The sequence below is a fragment of the Enterococcus sp. LJL90 genome, from assembly GCF_056924355.1.
Map to the genome: position 1 here is coordinate 67,138 of NZ_JBXPBQ010000011.1, position 18,105 is coordinate 85,242.

Below are 18,105 nucleotides of genomic sequence, written 5' to 3' on the forward strand. Positions count from 1 at the left end.
TTTCTGGTCTATAAAGTTGCTTTAAGATAATTTAAAAAAGACCTGCTTTGCTGCATTTGAAAAAATATCCAAAAGAAAAACCAGAAAACTCCTGGAAGCCTGCTGGTTCATCCATAGATATTAAACAGTATAACATTTTTTTAGTGGATAAAAAATGTTACCGTGAAAATTTGAAGAACTTGATTAAATCTTTAATACCGCTAGTCAGAGCAATCACCAAAGGAACAACTAAAACGATTAAAATAATCAGTAAAATCCCGTTGGAGATACTGAGCATCCAAGTGACATCTAAATAGCCCCATTGTTGACTTAACAGCAATAATTCAGAGGTGAAATGTGACAGGATAAAATATTGTAACGCTAAAATTCCCGCAGCAATCACAAACATCAGCATCACATTCAATAATAGATTGTTAACAATCGCTAAATGAACTCCGCCACTAGCTGCCTCAATTTCTTCAATCCAATCCTCTTCCTCATCTGAAGAAAGCGCCCGCTCCTTAGTATCAGCTGACTCATTGACTACATACTCCTCCACCATCGCCTCAATTTTTGTGGCAGCCGGCTGCTGTGTAGTAGACTCATTAGCTATTAGTGAAGTATTTTCTGAAGATGAAGCTTGTTGAGTTGAGGCTAACTTTTCTTTTTCAGCCTGTAATAAGGCTTCAATAACTGCTAATTCTTCTAAAATCCGGGAAATAGTTCCTGCTGTTATTTCAGGCTCTGCAACTACTGCCTCACCTGATAGCGTATTTGATAAATCTTCAGAAACTTCGACTAGTTCAGTAGTGTCATCCGTTACCTTTTCTTCTGAACTATCCGCAACTGCTTCCTCAGTTGAAGTGACAGCTTCTTCTGAAACTTCTTCAGGAATTTCTTCAATGATTAATGACTCATTAGCCTCAGCTGATTCGTCATCCTCCTCAACATCATCTGCAACTATCGCCATCTCTGCTAAATCTTCAGCTGCCTCGACTTGAGTTTCCTCATCAGAATTATCTGATTCAGTTGTTATATTCACAAGTTCAAAAGCTGAGGCTTCATCAGTTTCTGGTTCTGGTTCTGGCGTTTCTACGGCAGTTTCACTGTCTGAAGCAAGCAAATCAGCATCGACTTCAGTTGTTGCCTCTATTTGCTCTTCAGTTAAGCCATCATCATCTGAAGCTGCCATAGTGTCCTCCTCAAAAAAATCCTCCGTCAAAACAGAAGAATCCACATCTGTTAAGGACGCCATTTCTTCAATAGCAACAGCTGAACTCGAATTATTGTTTTCCTTCGCTAACTCTTCTTTTTTCCAAGGTAAAATGACGCTCTCTTGGATTAAATCGGCATTAGAAACTGCTTCAACTGTTTCAGTTTCAGCCAACTTCTCCCCAAAGCCAGCTGGAAAAGCAAAGATTACCTGACTGCTGCTGGCAATCGGTTCTTCGCGATTTATAATATTTTCGGGAATCTCTTCATCAGAAATTCCAGCATTGGGATGATTGGTTCCGCTGGTTCCCCGCAATTGAAAGCCGCAATTTGGACAGTAATCCAATAATTCTAGATTTACGTAGCCGCATTTTGGACAAACTGCATCTACCAATAAGCTCACCCTTTCTTTACTACTTGTTATTATTATAAATTTATCATAAAGCCGGCTGACTTCCAACTGATTTTCATGACTTTCTCAACTTTTTGCCACAAAAGTAAAAAACCTGAATGCTTTTTAACATTCAGGTCCTTGAAATTTATGCTTTTTATTCTAGAAAATCTCGTAATTGTTTAGAGCGAGATGGGTGGCGTAATTTCCGCAACGCTTTGGCTTCAATTTGGCGAATCCGTTCTCTAGTTACACCGAAAACTTTGCCGACTTCTTCTAATGTTCTCGTCCGACCGTCATCTAAACCAAAACGCAAACGCAGCACATTTTCTTCACGGTCGGTTAAGGTGTCTAAGACATCTTCTAATTGTTCCTTTAATAATTCATAGGCAGCATGTTCTGCTGGACTGGTTGCTTCTTGGTCTTCAATGAAATCACCTAAGTGGGAGTCATCTTCTTCACCAATTGGCGTTTCTAATGAAACTGGCTCTTGGGCAATTTTTAAAATTTCCCGAACTTTTTCAGTCGGCAAGTCCATTTCAGCACCGATTTCCTCTGGTGTTGGTTCCCGGCCTAAGTCTTGCAGTAATTGCCGTTGAATCCGGATCAATTTATTGATGGTTTCTACCATATGCACTGGAATCCGAATCGTCCGTGCTTGGTCGGCGATTGCCCGGGTGATGGCTTGGCGAATCCACCAAGTTGCATACGTCGAAAATTTGAAACCTTTGCGGTAATCAAATTTTTCAACGGCCTTCATCAAACCCATATTTCCTTCTTGAATTAAATCAAGAAATTGCATGCCACGGCCGACATAACGTTTGGCAATACTAACTACCAGACGTAGGTTAGCTTCTGCTAAACGTTGTTTTGCTTCTTGGTCGCCTTCTTCAATCTTCAGGGCTAAGGCAACTTCTTCTTCGGCATTTAACAGAGATACCCGACCAATTTCTTTTAAATACATCCGTACTGGATCGTTAATTTTAACGCCAGTCGGCGCAGATAAATCTTCTTGTTGGGCCTTTTCGGCTACTTTTTCATCTTTTTTCAAGCTGTGGGTCGAAGGGTCGCCATTTTCATCGACAACACTGATGCCGGCATCTTCAACTTGTTGAATCAGCTTGTCCATTTCTTCAGCACCTAAGGAATAAGGTGTAGCCAATTGGTTTGTTAGTTCATCATAGACCACTTGACCTTTTGGTTTGTTTTCTTTGATAAAATTGGACAGTGCTTTTTCATAGGTTAATTTTTTTGTTTCTTCAGCCATCTAAAAAGGGCCCCTTTCAAAAGCATTACGCTTGCTTTAATTGTTTAATCAAATTAAATATTTCAATCTGCAATTCCACTTCCAACTGCCGGTTGCCTTTTTGGCTGGCTTCTTGCTGCTGTCGTTTTTTTTGATTGATTTCATCAGCAATGCTGGCCTTGGCGATCACCTGCAGCAGATCGTGAATTTCTTGGGGAGAACTTTCCTCCGACAGATTGAGATAAGCAATTTCAATGGCGAACTGTTTCAGTTGCGGATCTTTTAAAAAATCTAAAAAATCAGCAAAGACAAACTCGTGAACAGTTGCCAGATAACCTTCTAATAAAACATATAATTCTTGATAACTATCATGGGCAAAATGAAACTCGACTTGGCTCAACTGCCTGCGCACTGTAATCTCATTGAATAAGCGGTACAAAAGCATCTGCTCAGCTTTTTCCACTTGACTCAGTTTTTTCTTAGGTGCTGGAGCGGCTGTTGGCAGCTCATCTGGAACTGAATACTGCTCTACTTGAACTTGCCGCCGCTGTTCTTGCCGCTGGGTTTCCTTCAATAAGCGCAGCTGCTGTTGCAAGGTGTCCCGCCCTAGATTAAATTCCTGGGCCAATTGCGTCAGATAGCGATCTTGTTCAATTGGGGAAGAAACTTCTACTAGTGCTGTCAACACATCTTCAATGTATTCCAGTTGTTCTTTTTCATTTTGCATATTGCGATTGTGGCGCAAATAATTTTTCTTAAAGGCAAAAACCGTTTCCTGACCGTGTAATAAAACCTCAGCCAAGGCCTCGTCGCCATATTTTTTGCGGTATTCATCCGGGTCAAGCTTCTCCGGCAAACTAACAATCGTCACATCGAGACGGCTATTACTTTGCAGTAATTGAATCCCCCGGTTGGTCGCTTCGACACCTGCAGCATCTCCATCATAGGCGATAACCACTTGCTTAGCGACTCTTTGAATCCCGGCAATCTGCTGGTTTGTCAAGCTGGTCCCCATTGAAGCAATGCCGTTTTTGACACCGCTTTGCCACGCTGAAATGACATCCATAAAGCCTTCAAATAAAAAAACCGTCTGAGTTTTACGAATGGTTGGTCGCGCTGCAGCAAAATTATAGAGGACATCCCGCTTGTTAAATAAGACTGTTTCTGGGCTGTTTAAATACTTTGGCTGATCTTCACCGGAAAAATCTTCCGTCGGCAGTAATCTGCCGGAAAAGCCAATCGTGCGTCCTTGAAAGTCTTGGATGGGAAACATAATACGCTGGTAAAAGCGGTCTAAAAAGTTTCCATCACTTTGCTGGACAAATAGACCTGAGGCTTCTGACAATTGCGGATCAATTTTTTCATTCTCAAAAATTTTTGCTAAAAAAATCCGCTGCAAAGGGGCAAATCCTAATTTAAAATCCGTGATTAACTCTTTGGTTAAGCCACGCTGATACAAATATTCCAACGCCTCTGCGCCGGCTTTCGTGTTCATCAACATGTGGTGATACAACTCTTGGGCTTTTTCATGAAGCTCAATCAATTGTCGTTGCTGTGAATTTTGGGTGTCTTCCCTTGGTGTGGCCTGCTGCCATGCTTGATCAATTGGAAGGTTCTCTAATTCGGCAACTTTCACGACTGCTTCAGGAAAACTCAATCCTTCGATTTCCTGAATAAAGCCAAACACATTTCCGCCTTTACCGCAACCAAAGCAGTGAAATATCTGCTTGTCCTCCGCCACTGAAAAGGATGGTGATTTTTCATTGTGGAAGGGACACAATCCAAGATAATTCTTCCCGGATTTTTTCAACTGGACATATTGTCCAATCACTTCGACGATATTGGTCTTTTGCCGAATTTCATCGATTTTGGCATCGGGTATTCGACCGGCCATACTTTCACCTCCAACGTTTGGAAATGATGCAACCTATGACTCGAAAAATCGCACCAATCAGAAATCAGCGCGATTTAAAAATGGACATAGATATACATTATTATTCTATCACAAACATGGTGTTTTTCCAAACTGATTAACTGCTTTTTTTAGCAAAGTTTTAGATTTTGGTTATTTTCCAAATAAGCAGCCGTAAAACAGCATTTAAGACCATCATAATCGCAAATATCGGCAGCGTAGTCATCGTTAAGAAACCAATTTCCAAAAGCGAATGAAATAACATAGCCGCTACATAGATTCCCACCACCGTTGTACTCGCCAAGAAAATGCGCAACGGATTAAATGGTAGACAGGCTTTAATCACAGCTAAACAGCTAATCCCTATCAGCAGATAATACATCAACGTTGTGGTGTCTAACTGACTCCAGCCATTACCTTGACCCAACAGATAAATGGTCACTACATTCAAAATAACCAGTACCGCGTTAGGCAAAGCTGACTTTAAGGCCGTCGTTAAAAATTTACCATTGATGCGGCGCTTATCCCCTTCAAAGGACAAGAAGAAGGAAGGATAGCCTTCAATCGCCAAATCAATCAAAGTGATTTGAATGGGAATAAAAGGAAAGGCAATAGCCGTCAATCCGCAGATAATCGAAAGAATAAAGGAATAAATCGTCTTGATAAAGAAAATTCCCGAGACTTTGGTGACATTGTTAACTACCCGGCGGCCTTCAAAAAGCACCTGAGGCAACGTAGTAAAATCCGAATCCAATAAAACTAAATTGGAAATTTGGCGTGTGGCGCCATCGCCTTCTGCCATGGCGATGCTGACATCGGCTTCTCTCAGCGCCAAAACATCATTGACCCCATCACCAGTCATGGCCACCGTCCGGCCTCGGTCTTTTAATTCCTTAACTAAAAGTTTTTTCTGTTGTGGTGTTACTCGCCCAAAAACTGTATAGTAAGTGGCAGCTTTTCTGACCTCATTATCCGTTTGACAAGTTGATAAATCAATATAATTCTCGTAATTCGGCAAGCCAGCACGACGGGCGATGTTAGAAACGGTTACGGGGTTATCCCCGGAAATAACTTTTAAATCGACCCCTTCTGCGTGGAGATAAGCCAAAGTTTCTTCGGCATTTTGGCGGATGATATCTTCAATTTCAAAAATAGCTAGAGGCTCAAGATGCTCAAAATTTTCCTGCAAATTTTGATTGGGAGCAATCGCCAACATCAAAATCCGGTAGCCTTCTTTTTGGGCGGCGACAATTTCCGGAAATTCTTGCTGAGGCACTAATTTCTCTGGCGCGCCCAAATAAATGGTTCCAAGCTCCTTAAATTCCATAGCGCCCCATTTGCGCTCTGAAGAAAAACCGAGTTTTTCACCGGCACCATAGCGATTCGAGACTGAAAAATAATCCCGCAACGCCTGCATCGTGACATTATTATCTGTCGATTCAGCTAAATAACTGCCGATAATTGCCGGCAGCTGGTCTTCATAGACTGGATGCAAGGATCGAACATGCTCAACTCGCATGCGGCCCTCGGTGATTGTGCCGGTTTTATCCAAGCACAAGGTATCAACATGGGCCAGCGTTTCAACAGCATACATGTCCTGCACTAAAATTCTTTTTTTCGCCAACTTGGTCACACCGGTGGTCAAAGCAATACTGATCAATAGAACCAGTCCCTTTGGCAGCATTCCCAATAAAGCTGCCGCCGAGACAACGACTGAATCTTTAATACCGCTGTCCCGCAAAAAGAAAGCTTCAATAAATAATAAAATCCCTAAAGGAATAATGACAAAGCTCGTAAAGCGAGAAACTTTTCTAATTGAGCGGACCAATTCAGAATCCAATGGTTTATGGACCTTGGCTTCATTGGCAAGCTTCATAGCATAATTATCTAAGCCGACGTGAATCACCTTGGCTGTTAAACTACCACTGGCTAAAAAACTACCAGATAAAAGTTCATCACCCGTGTGTTTAACTACCAAATCCGCTTCACCGGTTAATAACGATTCATTGGCCTCTCCCTGTCCGTCTAAAACTTCGAGGTCAGATAAAATTTCGTTCCCTGCCTTCACCAAGACAACATCATCTAAAACCAGCTCACTGGAATCAATCGTTGCCACTTGTCCATCTCGAAGCACCTCAACACCCTGCTTTGAGACAATTGACAATTTTTGGACCATATTACGGGCATGGATTTCTTGATAAATTCCGATGGTGATATTGACTAAAATAATCACCAGATAAAACATATTGGAGTATGCCCCAACAAAAAATAGGCAAATCCCGATTAAAATATTCAGCAAATTAAAGAGGGTTAAAATATTATCTGAAAAAATTGCTTTTGTCGATTTGCTAGCATTTTCCGTGTGATTATTTTGCAGCCCTTGAGTTTGACGCTGGGCGACTTCCTGGGCTGTTAAGCCAGTTTCATTTTGCATATCGATTCCTACTTTCCAAATTATCAGTATCCAGTCTACCACGGCAGCAAAGAAACTCAAGAAATAACCGACTCATTTTCAGAAATTTTATAAAAACTTTTTTCTTTTGTGAAGCAAACCTCTTAGAACATTTAACTATCTAGCCTTTTCCCTAAAAAAATACGCCGAAAGCAATCAAGCACCGGCGTAAAAAAAATTGATTCAAAGGAAAATTTTTATTTGTATTTTTCTTCTAAGCTACTCATCCACCAGCCTAATGCTGCCCCAGCAACACACAGAGCAAAGCAGGCTAGATAGCCCATAATGCCCATTCCACTGTAATTCGTTGGAATAATCATCACTGTTGAGGCAAAGACCACCCCTAAAATAAAATGGAACAGCTTTGCATAGGCCTTGCTAAAGATATAATCCATCACTTTTGACAGGCCTAGCACACAGACCAGTCCGCCAATGGCTAATGGTATAATCACGCCGAAATCCATCGTCTTAAAGCCATCACTCATGGCGGTATACATTCCCATGTAAACTAAAAAGTTAGATGGGCTTAAGCCGGGAACAATCATCCCTAAGCCAATCAAGCCACCGGCGATCATCCAAGTGAAAAAGTTTTGATCGACTTGGCCGCCGAAAAGATCTGCGCCAAACAAAAGGAAGATAAAGGCCACCACAAAGGTAATTGCCATCAAAACCGTATCCCCTTGACTGCGGCCTTCTTTGCCGGCTTCTTTCCAAAGGGCCGGCACTGTTCCTAAAATACAGCCGACGAAAAACCAAAGAATCGGTGTTTCATAATTCGTCAATAAAAAACTGATTGGAAACGAGAGTAAAAAGACGCCGGTAACTCCGCCGATACCGACAGGAATAAAATACAAAACATTTTCTTTAAAGTTTCTAGTTAAATGGGCCAGAAACGAAATCATTCGTTCATAGATGCCGAAGACTGCCGCCAGCGCACCCCCACTGACTCCCGGCAAAATAAAGCCTGATCCAATAAACATCCCTTTGACAAAACGTAGTAGCCAGTCTTTTAAAGAAGACTGGTCCTGTGATTTTTCCATTTTTCTCCACCTATCTTAATTTTTAATTATTACCCAAAAATTGATTCGTAAAATTCAATCAGCTTTTGATTGTCTTGGACAATTTGGCTGTAAAAGAAATTCCCGCCGTTACTGTATAGATAGCCACCATTATACAAAATCGCCTGCCATTTATAATAACGGTAAGTTTCTGCCGTCTGATTTCCCAAAAGGGGCGCCAAAACGTCCCGAGAATAAGTCTCAGCTAAGTTGACAGTGCTGGTACCGCCGTTTTCACTGACATAGGCAATATAATCATGGCCAAAATTATAAGATTGAATCGCTGTTGACAGATTGTCGCCGGCAGCCTCAGTCGTTTCAATGGCGCCGGACAGGTAACTAATCCCCTGTTCAATGCTATCTGCTTGTGTTTCAATAGAATCGGGTTCTCCTGATAAACTCTCCGAACTCTGCATCAAATCTGTGCCACTGCCTTTAGACTCCGTATAAATAATCGCTAAAATCAATGTCTCATGGTCACTGATTCCGTATTGACTAGCCAGCGTTTCGACTTCTGGCCGGAAACTTTCCACTCGTTTAATAATTGTATAAGTTCGATAGCCAATAAACAAAGCTACTAATAGACTAACTAAAATAATTAATTTTATCAACATAAAAAGGCAACCTAATGGGCCTCGACGTTTTTTTCGCATAATTTCCATCCTTTTTTTCAAGGTTTTTCTATCATACCGAAAAAAAGCGCCGTTGAAAAACCTTCTTAAAGATATTTAAAATAACTTAACAATCAACTTTAGATTTTCTGTTGGCAGCTTACAGGCCTTACAATTTTGATAGCGGTCAAAAACTGTTAAAATAAAGAAAAGCCGTTATACTATTTTTAGAAGGTGCCCTTATGGAATTCAGACAACAAACTGCCATCATGTCAGACGGCAGCCAATTATATTACGAAGTTTACGGTACAGGCTTTCCCGTGGTCCTGCTCCACGGAAATGGCGGCAATGGGAAATTCTTTTCCAAGCAAATTCCTTTTCTCAGCCGTTATTTTCAATTGGTGATTATTGACAGTCGTGGTCACGGCCGTTCTGCTAATTACGCTGATACTCTCAGCTTCAGCTTGATGGCGCGGGATATTTTTGAAATCCTCGAACAGGAAAAAATTGCCCAAGCGGATTTTATCGGCTTTTCTGACGGGGCCAATTTAGCGATGGTTTTTGCGGTCAACTATCCGCAAAAAGTGCACCGGCTAGTTTTAAATGCCGGCAATTTAAATTTTGCCGGTTTGCGGAAAATCTCCCAGTGGACTAGTTATTTAATTGTTGCAGTAAGTCACGTTTTAGCCCTCTTTGGTAGCAGGCTGAAGCGCCTGAAGACCGCCAGTGATTTATTATTAAAAGACACGGACTTAAGACCAGATGACCTGCAAACAATTCAAGCCCCTACTTTAATAATCGTCGGAGCCCATGATGTTATCAAAAAAAGTCATTCCCGCAATCTAGCACACTGGATACCTAATAGCCAGTTTATCGAGGTGCCAAAAGTCGGGCACCAGTTGGCCCGTCAAGCACCAGCCGCATTTAATCAGCTTATCTTAGCTTTCTTACAAGATCGGAGGTCCTCATGGAAAAAATAATTGCCTGGTTCAAAAAAAGATTACCTGTTTTCAAGTTTTTATTTCTACTATCAGTAATTATCGTCGTTATTTTTCAATTAGTCACCCTCAGTAAAACCATCACGCCGGAGCAAATTGTGGATGTGTTTCAAAGTATTCCCCTGTGGAAGCTGGCAGTAATGCTAGTGATTGGTCTAGTCGCTATTTTGCCAATGCTGAACTATGATATTGTCCTGAATAAACTGCTGGGGCAAAAGCTTAAAACTAGTTTTTTATTGGAGTCCAGCTGGTCGATAAATACTATTAACAATATGGTCGGCTTCGGTGGTGTCTTTACCATCGGCTTGCGAACTGAATTTTTCGGCAAGGAAATCGATGGAAAAAAACTGCTGCAGCACCTGTCCAAGCTACTTCTGTTCTTAATGTCAGGGCTCTCGGTTTTTAGTCTCGTTAGTTTTATTTTACTATTTACAATGCCGATGAACCATTACATCACAGATTATTGGATTTGGCTTTTAGGTGGCAGCCTGTACTTCCCGGTTGTTTTACTTGTCACTAAGTTAAAAAAGGAAGGCATCTTAGGAGGCTTAGCCGCAAAATACCGCTGGCAGCTCCTGTTAACATCGACCCTTGAATGGGCAGGTGTTCTAATCAGCTTTCTGGCCATCGGCGCTTTGATGGACATCAAGGTTAACTTTTTTGCGGTCATTCCACTATTCATTGCCTCTTCTGTTATCGGGATTGTCTCGATGATTCCCGGTGAGCTAGGGAGCTTCGATGTGATGATGATTTTTGGATTAGCATCGCTTGGTGTTCCCCATGATGTAGCTGTCACTTGGATTTTATTGTATCGCCTGTTTTATTATGTGATTCCTTTTATTATCGGCGCGGTCTTTTTATTTAAAAATCTCGGCGGTGAAATTGATAGCCGCTACAATGGAATTCCAAAAGAATTGCTCCAGGAAATTGCCCATAAAGTGTTGGTTTTTGCCTTGTATTTTTCTGGCAGCATGATGGTTCTATTAGCGACAATTCCTGAGGCCTTCAACCATTTTCAATGGTTGAATCATATCAATCCTTGGCGTTTACATTTTATCAGTCAGTTTCCCAGTCTGCTTTTAGGCTTTTTATTACTGGTGATGGGCCGGGCAACCGCCAATCGCAGTCAAAAAGCTTATCTGCCAACATTAATTTTACTGGCACTGGCTAGTGTCTATATTTTCTTCAGTGAATTTAACACGGCAACATTAGTCTTTTTAGTATTGCTATTTGTTTTAGCAGTCTTTTCCAAAAGAGAATTGTATCGCAAACAATTTGTTTACTCTTGGGAAAGCATGACGATGGACGGCTTATTATATACTGCATTATTTATTTTATATATTGCGATTGGCATCTATAATTTGCCAGCTTTTCCTCATCACAACCATCATACAATCGATTTCTTTTTATTTCCCTCAGAGCGCACTTGGTTGACAGGCTTTATTGCAATTGTCGTCGTGGCATCGATCATTTGGCTCTTCATTAAATATCTACAGGGAGAGAAAAAAGTCCTTGGTGAAAAAGTTGCAGATGAACAGGTCTATCAAGTCCTTAATAAATATGGCGGCAATCCCGAAAGCCAATTGGCCTTTTTAGGGGATAAAAATATTTATTTTTACAATGATGGTACCGAAAATACCGTTTTCCTTCAGATGAATACCCACAACGATAAATGTGTCATCATGGGGGATCCAGCCGGCAAGGAAAGTGATTTTGCCGATGCGATTCAACAGCTGATTCATGACGCCGATATTCTCGGCTATCATCCGGTCTTTTACGAAGTGAGCGAGAAGTTGGTCATGCTACTCCATGAGTTTGGCTATGATTTTATTAAAATGGGAGAAGCTGCCGAAGTTGATTTAACAACCTTCACGATCTCCGGAAAAAAAATGAAGGGCCAACGAGCTACCATGAATCGTCTCCAAAAAGAAGGTTATCAGTTTGAAGTCCTCAAGCCGCCTTTTAATCAAGAGACAATGGCTAGCTTGCGGGAAGTCTCAGATGCTTGGTTAGCTGGCCGCAAAGAAAAAGGTTTCTCTCTAGGCTTTTTCTCTGAGGATTATCTGCAAAAATCGCCAATCTCGGTGATTAAAGACCAGACAGGTGCAATTGTTGCCTTTGCCAATATTATGCCGACTTACACAGAGACGATCGGCACAATTGATTTAATGCGCCATAATCCCGAAACGGCGCCTTCAGGGACGATGGATTTTCTTTTTATCAATCTGTTTGAGTATATGCACAACGAAGGCTTAACCATCTTTGATTTAGGGATGGCGCCCCTCTCAAATGTCGGCACCTCCCGCAAAAGTTTTACGCAGGAACGCATCGCATATCTAGTCTATCAATTTGGTTCGCATTTTTATTCCTTCCAAGGTCTGCGGGATTATAAGGAAAAATATGCTGCCGAGTGGGTGCCAAGCTATACCGCCTACTCCAGAGATAGTTGGATTATTTTTGTCATGAGCGCTCTGTTAATTATTGATAATGCACCCGTTGAAAAATAACGAAAAAGCCCACCACTGCGGTAAGTTTCCCGCAGTGGTGGGCAATTTTTATTTAAAGTTTTTTAGTTGTCGTCATGCCAAAAATCCTGTAGTTTTTCTGGCAATTCTTCCGGTCGATTAAAGCCAAGATAGCCCCGCCAATGCTCGGGAAAATACTGCTGATAGCGGGTGGTGACAAAGCGTTGGTCTAATAAAAGAACCACCCCTTTATCGGTCATCGTGCGAATTACACGACCGGCCGCCTGCAAGACTTTATTCATCCCGGGAATTTGATAAGCATATTGGAAACCTAACCCTTTTTCATCGTAATAGTTTTTAATCAAATCCTGCTGGTGACTGAGCTGCGGTAGACCAACACCCACAATGCCGACACCAATCAGCCGGGTCCCCTTCAAATCAATCCCTTCAGAAAAAATCCCCCCTAAGACACAAAAACCAATTAACGTTTCTTTTGGTTCTAGCTCAAAGTTAGCTAGAAATACTTCCCGTTCTTCTTCACTCATTTGATTTTGCTGAATCAAAGTCCGCAATTCTGGATAAGCTTCAATAAACAGTTGATATACATCATCTAAATAACGGTAGGAAGGAAAGAAAAAAAGATAATTACCGGTTTTTCCCTGAGCTAATTTTGCCAGCTCAGCCACCACTCTAGGCAAACTAGCCTCCCTTTGACGATAAGTCGTCTGAATCTGTTGGTCAACCAATAACAATTGCTTTTTTTCATCAAAAGGCGAGGCTAAACGATAAGTCAACCGTTCTTCATTGCCTCCTAAAACCTCACTATAATAATCTAAAGGCGTCAAACTAGCCGAAAATAAAATCGCTGCCCGTCCTTTTTCTAAGCTCTGATTTAATAAAAAAGACGGGTCAATACAGTATTGCTTGATGATGATATCATGATTGCGCTGCTCCAAATAAGTTACAAAATGGTCATCGTAAAATTCGCTAATTCTAGTATAATTCAACGCTTCAAAGTAAAAGCTTAAAACCATTTCCTGCAAATCATCATTAGGATTTTCCGCTAACCATTCCTTCGCCACCTCAGTAAATTGGTAAACCCGGCTTGTCAAACTCTCCACCGGAGCCGCTTGCGCAAAAAAGTCAGTCTCCTTTTCCTCTAAGACTTTCCGCAGTTGAATCATTTCTTGATTTAACTTAGTCAAAGCTTTATGTAGCTTCTTGTGGTTTTTACTTTGATTTTTTAAGGTCAAAATCGTATTTTTGTTTAAAGACTGGGAATACATCTCCCGTCCCCGATCAACTAAATTATGGGCTTCATCTACTAAAAAAAGACTTTGACCATCGGGATTTTCAAAAAAGCGCCGCAGATAGACTCTAGGATCAAAGAGATAATTATAATCGCCAATCACAATATCACAAAAATTACTCAAATCCAAAGATAGCTCAAAGGGACAGACTGTGTGCTTTTTGGCATAGGTCTCAATCACTTCACGAGTCAGCTGATTCTCCTCGTGAAGCACATCCCACAAGACATCGTTAATTCGATCATAATACCCCTTGGCAAAGGGACAGGCCTCCGGAATACAATTTCGTTCTGTCAAAAAACAAATTTTGTCTTTGGCAGTCAAGGTGACACTCTTGACCTCAGCTTGCTTTTCCTTTAGTGCAGTAATCCCCTCTTCTGCGACCGTCCGTGTAATCGTCTTGGCCGTCAAATAAAAAATCCGTTGCGCCTTCCCCTCACCAATCGCTTTAAGAGAGGGAAACAATGTCGAAATCGTCTTACCGATACCAGTTGGTGCCTCCACAAACAGCTGACGTTCACTTAAAATCGTCTTATAAACCGCCACCGCCAATTCCCGTTGTCCTTTACGATAATCAGGAAAAGGAAATTCCAGTTGCTTCAAAGACTGGTTTCGTTGCTCCTGCCACTCCTCTTGAAAAATCAACCATTTCTCATATTCCGTCACCACATGTGTAAAAAATTCAGCCAGCTCAACAGCAGAAAAGGTCAATTTCTGGCGAGTAATTTTTTTCTCAGTCGTCTGAAAATAAGTTAATTGTAAGGTAATCTGTTCCAGATTTCCCTTTAAACAGTAGATATGTCCATAACATTTGACCTGATTCCAAAACATTTCAACCTGTTCAGGTAATAAGTCCTCAAATTCCGGCTCAGAAGTTTTTATTTCATCGATTATGATCTGTTGATCTTCTGTAATTACCCCATCTGCCCGGCCTTCAACTGTTAACATCCGTTCCGTTAAAGGTACCTCTAAAGACAGAAAAACTTCTTTTTGATAATTTTCTCCACCAGCCTTTTGTAGTTGGCGATGAATGCGGGCCCCCTCTTGCGCCGTGTGGTCACTAGTATGCCGCTCGTCAATGCTGCCTTTGCGCAAAATAAATTCCACCAAATTGCGCACTGAAATTCGTGCTGTTTTCATGGGCAACCTCCTAACTTATCCATTATAGAACATCCATTCGCATTTCACTAGTCAAAATACGGAGAATACTAAAGACAAATCCAGAAATCTCTGAAGATTTCCAACTTCATAAATGCTTTTGTACAAATTATTTTTGATTACCCACGAACTTTTACAGCTCATAGATTGGCCACAAAGTATCAACAGATTTTATGTGGAAATTAAAGTCAACAAAAAAACGCCTATCAAACTTAGCTGGTAAGCCAATTTTTGATAGACATTTCAATAATCTTTAATAATCAGTAAAATTCCATAATTTTTCTTGGAACTCAATGCCGTTATTTGATTCAAAAATGCTGAGACTAGTGTTCCCCAATAAGCCCGCCTCTCTAACATCAGCAACTGTTTTCCCCTTAAGCAGCTGCATTAGCGTCATCAAAGTAACACCATGGGCGACGATTAGATACTTTTCATCATTACTATAAGCTAACGAATCGCTAAAACGCTTCACTCTTTTTGCTAAATCAAAAAAACTTTCACCATGGAACGCTGTTGGATCATATTTTTCCGGCACATGTAACAAATCATGAAATTCCGGCTCCTGCTGCTTCTCTTCAATCCGCAGCCCATCCCAATCACCGAAGTTAATCTCCTGCAAGTCATCGACAACTTCAATCACCGGTTTTGCTGTCTGAGGCAGCAAAATATTATTTAACGTTTCCTGTGCCCGCTGCAATGGACTGACATACGCTTTGGCAAATGTTTCCTTTGCCAAATACTCTCCCAGCAACTGCGCTTGCGCCACCCCTTCCGGCAACAACGGCGGATTTGACTGACTGCCATTAAACCGGCCTTCATGATTATTAATCGTCAACCCGTGACGTACAAAATAAAGCTCTGCCATGCTTTTCATCCCCCTGAACTTTAGAATAATCAAACATCAAACTTTCTCTCTTAAGCTTAACGGAATCTAGCGGGTTGTCAAATGGCGATGGACAGAATCGGCGAGTATCTTGGGCAAAACTTACGATTTCGCCTCCTGCGCAGCTTTGATCCTTATGTTATACATTTTAAAGTCTTTTCAAGGCGAATAATTTTGACTAAATTCAGCTGATGATTGATTCAAAATATGTTAACTCAGAGTTAGAGGTGCTTTTATATATAGGAACAAGTGTGTTACAAAGTTTACACCTAATTTAAACAAATGGCTCCCTAAAAGCAAATTATTCTTGATTTTACTTTTGAGGGCCTCTGCAAAACTGTTTCTGTCTCGTAGACCTACTGGATTCACAAAGACAATATAATTCGGGATTCCATTTGTTAATAAAACTAATGTCACAACCATTTTTATGTTTACCTTAGCAGATAAACTATATAATCTTTTTCTTAACTGCTATTAGTTAACTTTATAAATCCTCAATCCAATACTCCATATATCCTTCATAAAAATAACTCGTATCAATTCCTTTCATGAAAATTTCTCTGTCGTTAACTTTATCTGTCAAAGCCTCTTTTAGCAAATAACGAATTTCTAAATCATTTATAGGGCTACGTTCCATCGCTGATAGGTAAGCCTCTTTATCGATTAGAGACCAATCAACAACTTTTCCTAATTCTTTTTTTAGAATCAAGTCCAACCATATGCGCATACTGCGACCATTGCCTTCTCGAAAAGCATGCGCCACATTCATTTCGACATATTTAGCGATAATCTCTTCAAAAGTACTTTGAGGCATTGAATCTATATTTTCCAATGCCGGTTTCAAATACATCACTGAAGCAAATCTAAAGTTTCCTTTTGCAATGTTTACATCTCTGATTTTTCCAGCAAAATAATAAATATCTCCAAATAAATTTTCGTGAATATCAGAAAGGCTTCGAAATGTGCCTATCTCAAAATCATTAATCTTACCTGACTCAAACAAATCTTTAGCCTTTTTTTTGCTGAGCTTTTCTTCGGTTTTGGCTAAATCAATTTGGTTAGTTATATTTAGTTTGTTCTCTAGCATGGCTACACTCCCAGATAATAGTGACAAAAATTTATTTCAGATGAAAGCACCTATTTTTTATCACCATTTTAAATCTACAAAACAATACAAAAATAGCAACGAATCCTTAGAATCGTTGCTACAATTTTTATACCGGCGGCCGGGGTCGAACCGGCACGCCCTCGCGGGCACTGGATTTTGAGTCCAGCGCGTCTGCCAATTCCGCCACGCCGGCATGTTGTATAATTTTGTGAAAAGGCGGTAACCGGATTTGAACCGGTGATGAAGGTTTTGCAGACCTCTGCCTTACCACTTGGCTATACCGCCATTATGCAATTTCCCTTAAAAAAGGAACTGGGGTAGCTGGATTCGAACCAACGCATGAGGGAGTCAAAGTCCCTTGCCTTACCGCTTGGCTATACCCCAATAAGAGGGCGAACGATGGGAATCGAACCCACGAGTGCCGGAGCCACAATCCGGTGCGTTAACCACTTCGCCACGATCGCCGTAATACTAAACTAATTAAAAAATAATGGCAGGGGTAGCAGGAATTGAACCCACACTAACGGTTTTGGAGACCGCTGTTCTACCTTTAAACTATACCCCTACAATGGAGGAGAGTGGATTCGAACCACTGAACCCTAAGGAACGGATTTACAGTCCGTCGCGTTTAGCCACTTCGCTACTCCTCCAAATGGCGCGGGACAGAATCGAACTGCCGACACATGGAGCTTCAATCCATTGCTCTACCAACTGAGCTACCGAGCCAAAATTATTCAAAAGATAAACGGTCTGGACGGGACTCGAACCCGCGACCTCCTGCGTGACAGGCAGGCATTCTAACCAGCTGAACTACCAAACCGTAAATGGAGGTTAACGGGATCGAACCGCTGACCCTCTGCTTGTAAGGCAGATGCTCTCCCAGCTGAGCTAAACCTCCAGTGTAAAACAATGACCCGTACGGGAATCGAACCCGTGTTACCGCCGTGAAAGGGCGGTGTCTTAACCGCTTGACCAACGGGCCAGGAAATTAACGGAGAGTAAGGGATTCGAACCCTTGAGACAGTGGTTACCGTCTACATGATTTCCAATCATGCTCCTTCGGCCTCTCGGACAACTCTCCAGAGAAAAAGAATCCTACTCAATTCATTAATTTGAAGCTAACTCCGGCAGTAGGACTCGAACCTACGACATCATGATTAACAGTCATGCGCTACTACCAACTGAGCTATGCCGGAATAAACAACTGCGTGGCGACGTCCTACTCTCACAAAGGGCAACCCTTCACTACAATCGGCGCTAAGAAGCTTAACTTCTGTGTTCGGCATGGTTACAGGTGTATCCTTCTCGCTATCGCCACCACACAA

11 protein-coding genes, 12 tRNA genes and 1 rRNA gene are annotated in these 18,105 nt (G+C 41.3%); 2 read left to right on the top strand and 22 right to left on the bottom strand.

Annotation, left to right across the window (positions count from 1 at the left end; translation table 11 throughout):
- Window positions 1-157: 157 nt before the first annotated feature.
- The 6 genes from AC1Z3S_RS17870 to AC1Z3S_RS17895 form a co-directional block, all read right to left on the bottom strand.
- Window positions 158-1,594, bottom strand: coding sequence for a hypothetical protein (locus AC1Z3S_RS17870; protein ID WP_461741490.1), 1,437 nt, complete (start codon window positions 1,592-1,594; stop codon window positions 158-160).
- A gap of 145 nt (window positions 1,595-1,739) precedes the next feature.
- Window positions 1,740-2,849, bottom strand: a complete 1,110-nt coding sequence (rpoD, locus tag AC1Z3S_RS17875) for an RNA polymerase sigma factor RpoD (protein ID WP_461737201.1) — start codon at window positions 2,847-2,849, stop codon at window positions 1,740-1,742.
- A 25-nt stretch (window positions 2,850-2,874) separates the two neighbouring features.
- The gene (dnaG, locus tag AC1Z3S_RS17880) at window positions 2,875-4,722 is read right to left on the bottom strand and encodes a DNA primase (protein ID WP_461741491.1); all 1,848 of its coding nucleotides are present in this window, start codon (window positions 4,720-4,722) and stop codon (window positions 2,875-2,877) included.
- A 160-nt stretch (window positions 4,723-4,882) separates the two neighbouring features.
- Window positions 4,883-7,174, bottom strand: a complete 2,292-nt coding sequence (locus AC1Z3S_RS17885) for a cation-translocating P-type ATPase (protein ID WP_461741492.1) — start codon at window positions 7,172-7,174, stop codon at window positions 4,883-4,885.
- 215 nt (window positions 7,175-7,389) lie between these two features.
- Entirely contained in the window at window positions 7,390-8,232 is an 843-nt protein-coding gene (locus AC1Z3S_RS17890; protein ID WP_461741493.1) for a DUF368 domain-containing protein, read from the bottom strand.
- 29 nt (window positions 8,233-8,261) lie between these two features.
- A complete protein-coding gene (locus AC1Z3S_RS17895; RefSeq protein WP_461737197.1) occupies window positions 8,262-8,903 on the bottom strand; it encodes a lysozyme family protein in 642 nt (213 codons plus the stop codon).
- Window positions 8,904-9,103: 200 nt separating this feature from the next.
- On the opposite strand from AC1Z3S_RS17895, the gene AC1Z3S_RS17900 reads away from it, so the two are divergent.
- A complete protein-coding gene (locus AC1Z3S_RS17900; RefSeq protein ID WP_461741494.1) occupies window positions 9,104-9,841 on the top strand; it encodes an alpha/beta fold hydrolase in 738 nt (245 codons plus the stop codon).
- Window positions 9,829-12,366 carry a bifunctional lysylphosphatidylglycerol flippase/synthetase MprF gene (mprF, locus tag AC1Z3S_RS17905; protein WP_461741495.1) on the top strand — a complete coding sequence of 846 codons (2,538 nt, stop codon included), beginning with the start codon at window positions 9,829-9,831 and terminating at the stop codon, window positions 12,364-12,366. Before AC1Z3S_RS17900 ends, mprF begins: the two co-directional genes overlap by 13 nt.
- 62 nt (window positions 12,367-12,428) lie before the next feature.
- On the opposite strand, the gene AC1Z3S_RS17910 is transcribed toward mprF, so the two are convergent.
- The 16 genes from AC1Z3S_RS17910 to rrf form a co-directional block, all read right to left on the bottom strand.
- Window positions 12,429-14,771 (bottom strand): helicase C-terminal domain-containing protein, encoded by a 2,343-nt coding sequence (locus AC1Z3S_RS17910; RefSeq protein WP_461741496.1) that lies wholly within the window; start codon window positions 14,769-14,771, stop codon window positions 12,429-12,431.
- Window positions 14,772-15,042: 271 nt separating this feature from the next.
- Complete coding sequence (locus AC1Z3S_RS17915) at window positions 15,043-15,654, bottom strand: histidine phosphatase family protein (protein ID WP_461741497.1); 612 nt, start codon at window positions 15,652-15,654, stop codon at window positions 15,043-15,045.
- 502 nt (window positions 15,655-16,156) lie between these two features.
- Window positions 16,157-16,759, bottom strand: a complete 603-nt coding sequence (fic, locus tag AC1Z3S_RS17920; RefSeq protein ID WP_461741498.1) for a protein adenylyltransferase Fic — start codon at window positions 16,757-16,759, stop codon at window positions 16,157-16,159.
- A 130-nt stretch (window positions 16,760-16,889) separates the two neighbouring features.
- A tRNA-Leu gene (locus tag AC1Z3S_RS17925) sits at window positions 16,890-16,973 on the bottom strand.
- 21 nt (window positions 16,974-16,994) lie between these two features.
- Window positions 16,995-17,065: transfer RNA gene (locus AC1Z3S_RS17930), tRNA-Cys, on the bottom strand.
- A gap of 27 nt (window positions 17,066-17,092) precedes the next feature.
- Window positions 17,093-17,164 (bottom strand) — tRNA-Gln (locus AC1Z3S_RS17935).
- Window positions 17,165-17,171: 7 nt separating this feature from the next.
- Window positions 17,172-17,244, bottom strand: a tRNA-His gene (locus AC1Z3S_RS17940).
- A gap of 27 nt (window positions 17,245-17,271) precedes the next feature.
- Window positions 17,272-17,345 (bottom strand) — tRNA-Trp (locus tag AC1Z3S_RS17945).
- Between the two features lie 4 nt (window positions 17,346-17,349).
- A tRNA-Tyr gene (locus AC1Z3S_RS17950) sits at window positions 17,350-17,430 on the bottom strand.
- 3 nt (window positions 17,431-17,433) lie between these two features.
- A tRNA-Phe gene (locus tag AC1Z3S_RS17955) sits at window positions 17,434-17,506 on the bottom strand.
- A gap of 20 nt (window positions 17,507-17,526) precedes the next feature.
- Window positions 17,527-17,600 (bottom strand) — tRNA-Asp (locus AC1Z3S_RS17960).
- 5 nt (window positions 17,601-17,605) lie between these two features.
- Window positions 17,606-17,678, bottom strand: a tRNA-Val gene (locus AC1Z3S_RS17965).
- Window positions 17,679-17,690: 12 nt separating this feature from the next.
- Window positions 17,691-17,762, bottom strand: a tRNA-Glu gene (locus AC1Z3S_RS17970).
- Between the two features lie 10 nt (window positions 17,763-17,772).
- A tRNA-Ser gene (locus AC1Z3S_RS17975) sits at window positions 17,773-17,861 on the bottom strand.
- Window positions 17,862-17,902: 41 nt separating this feature from the next.
- Window positions 17,903-17,976 (bottom strand) — tRNA-Asn (locus AC1Z3S_RS17980).
- A 10-nt stretch (window positions 17,977-17,986) separates the two neighbouring features.
- Window positions 17,987-18,102: ribosomal RNA gene (gene rrf / locus AC1Z3S_RS17985) — 5S ribosomal RNA — on the bottom strand.
- Window positions 18,103-18,105: the final 3 nt, after the last annotated feature.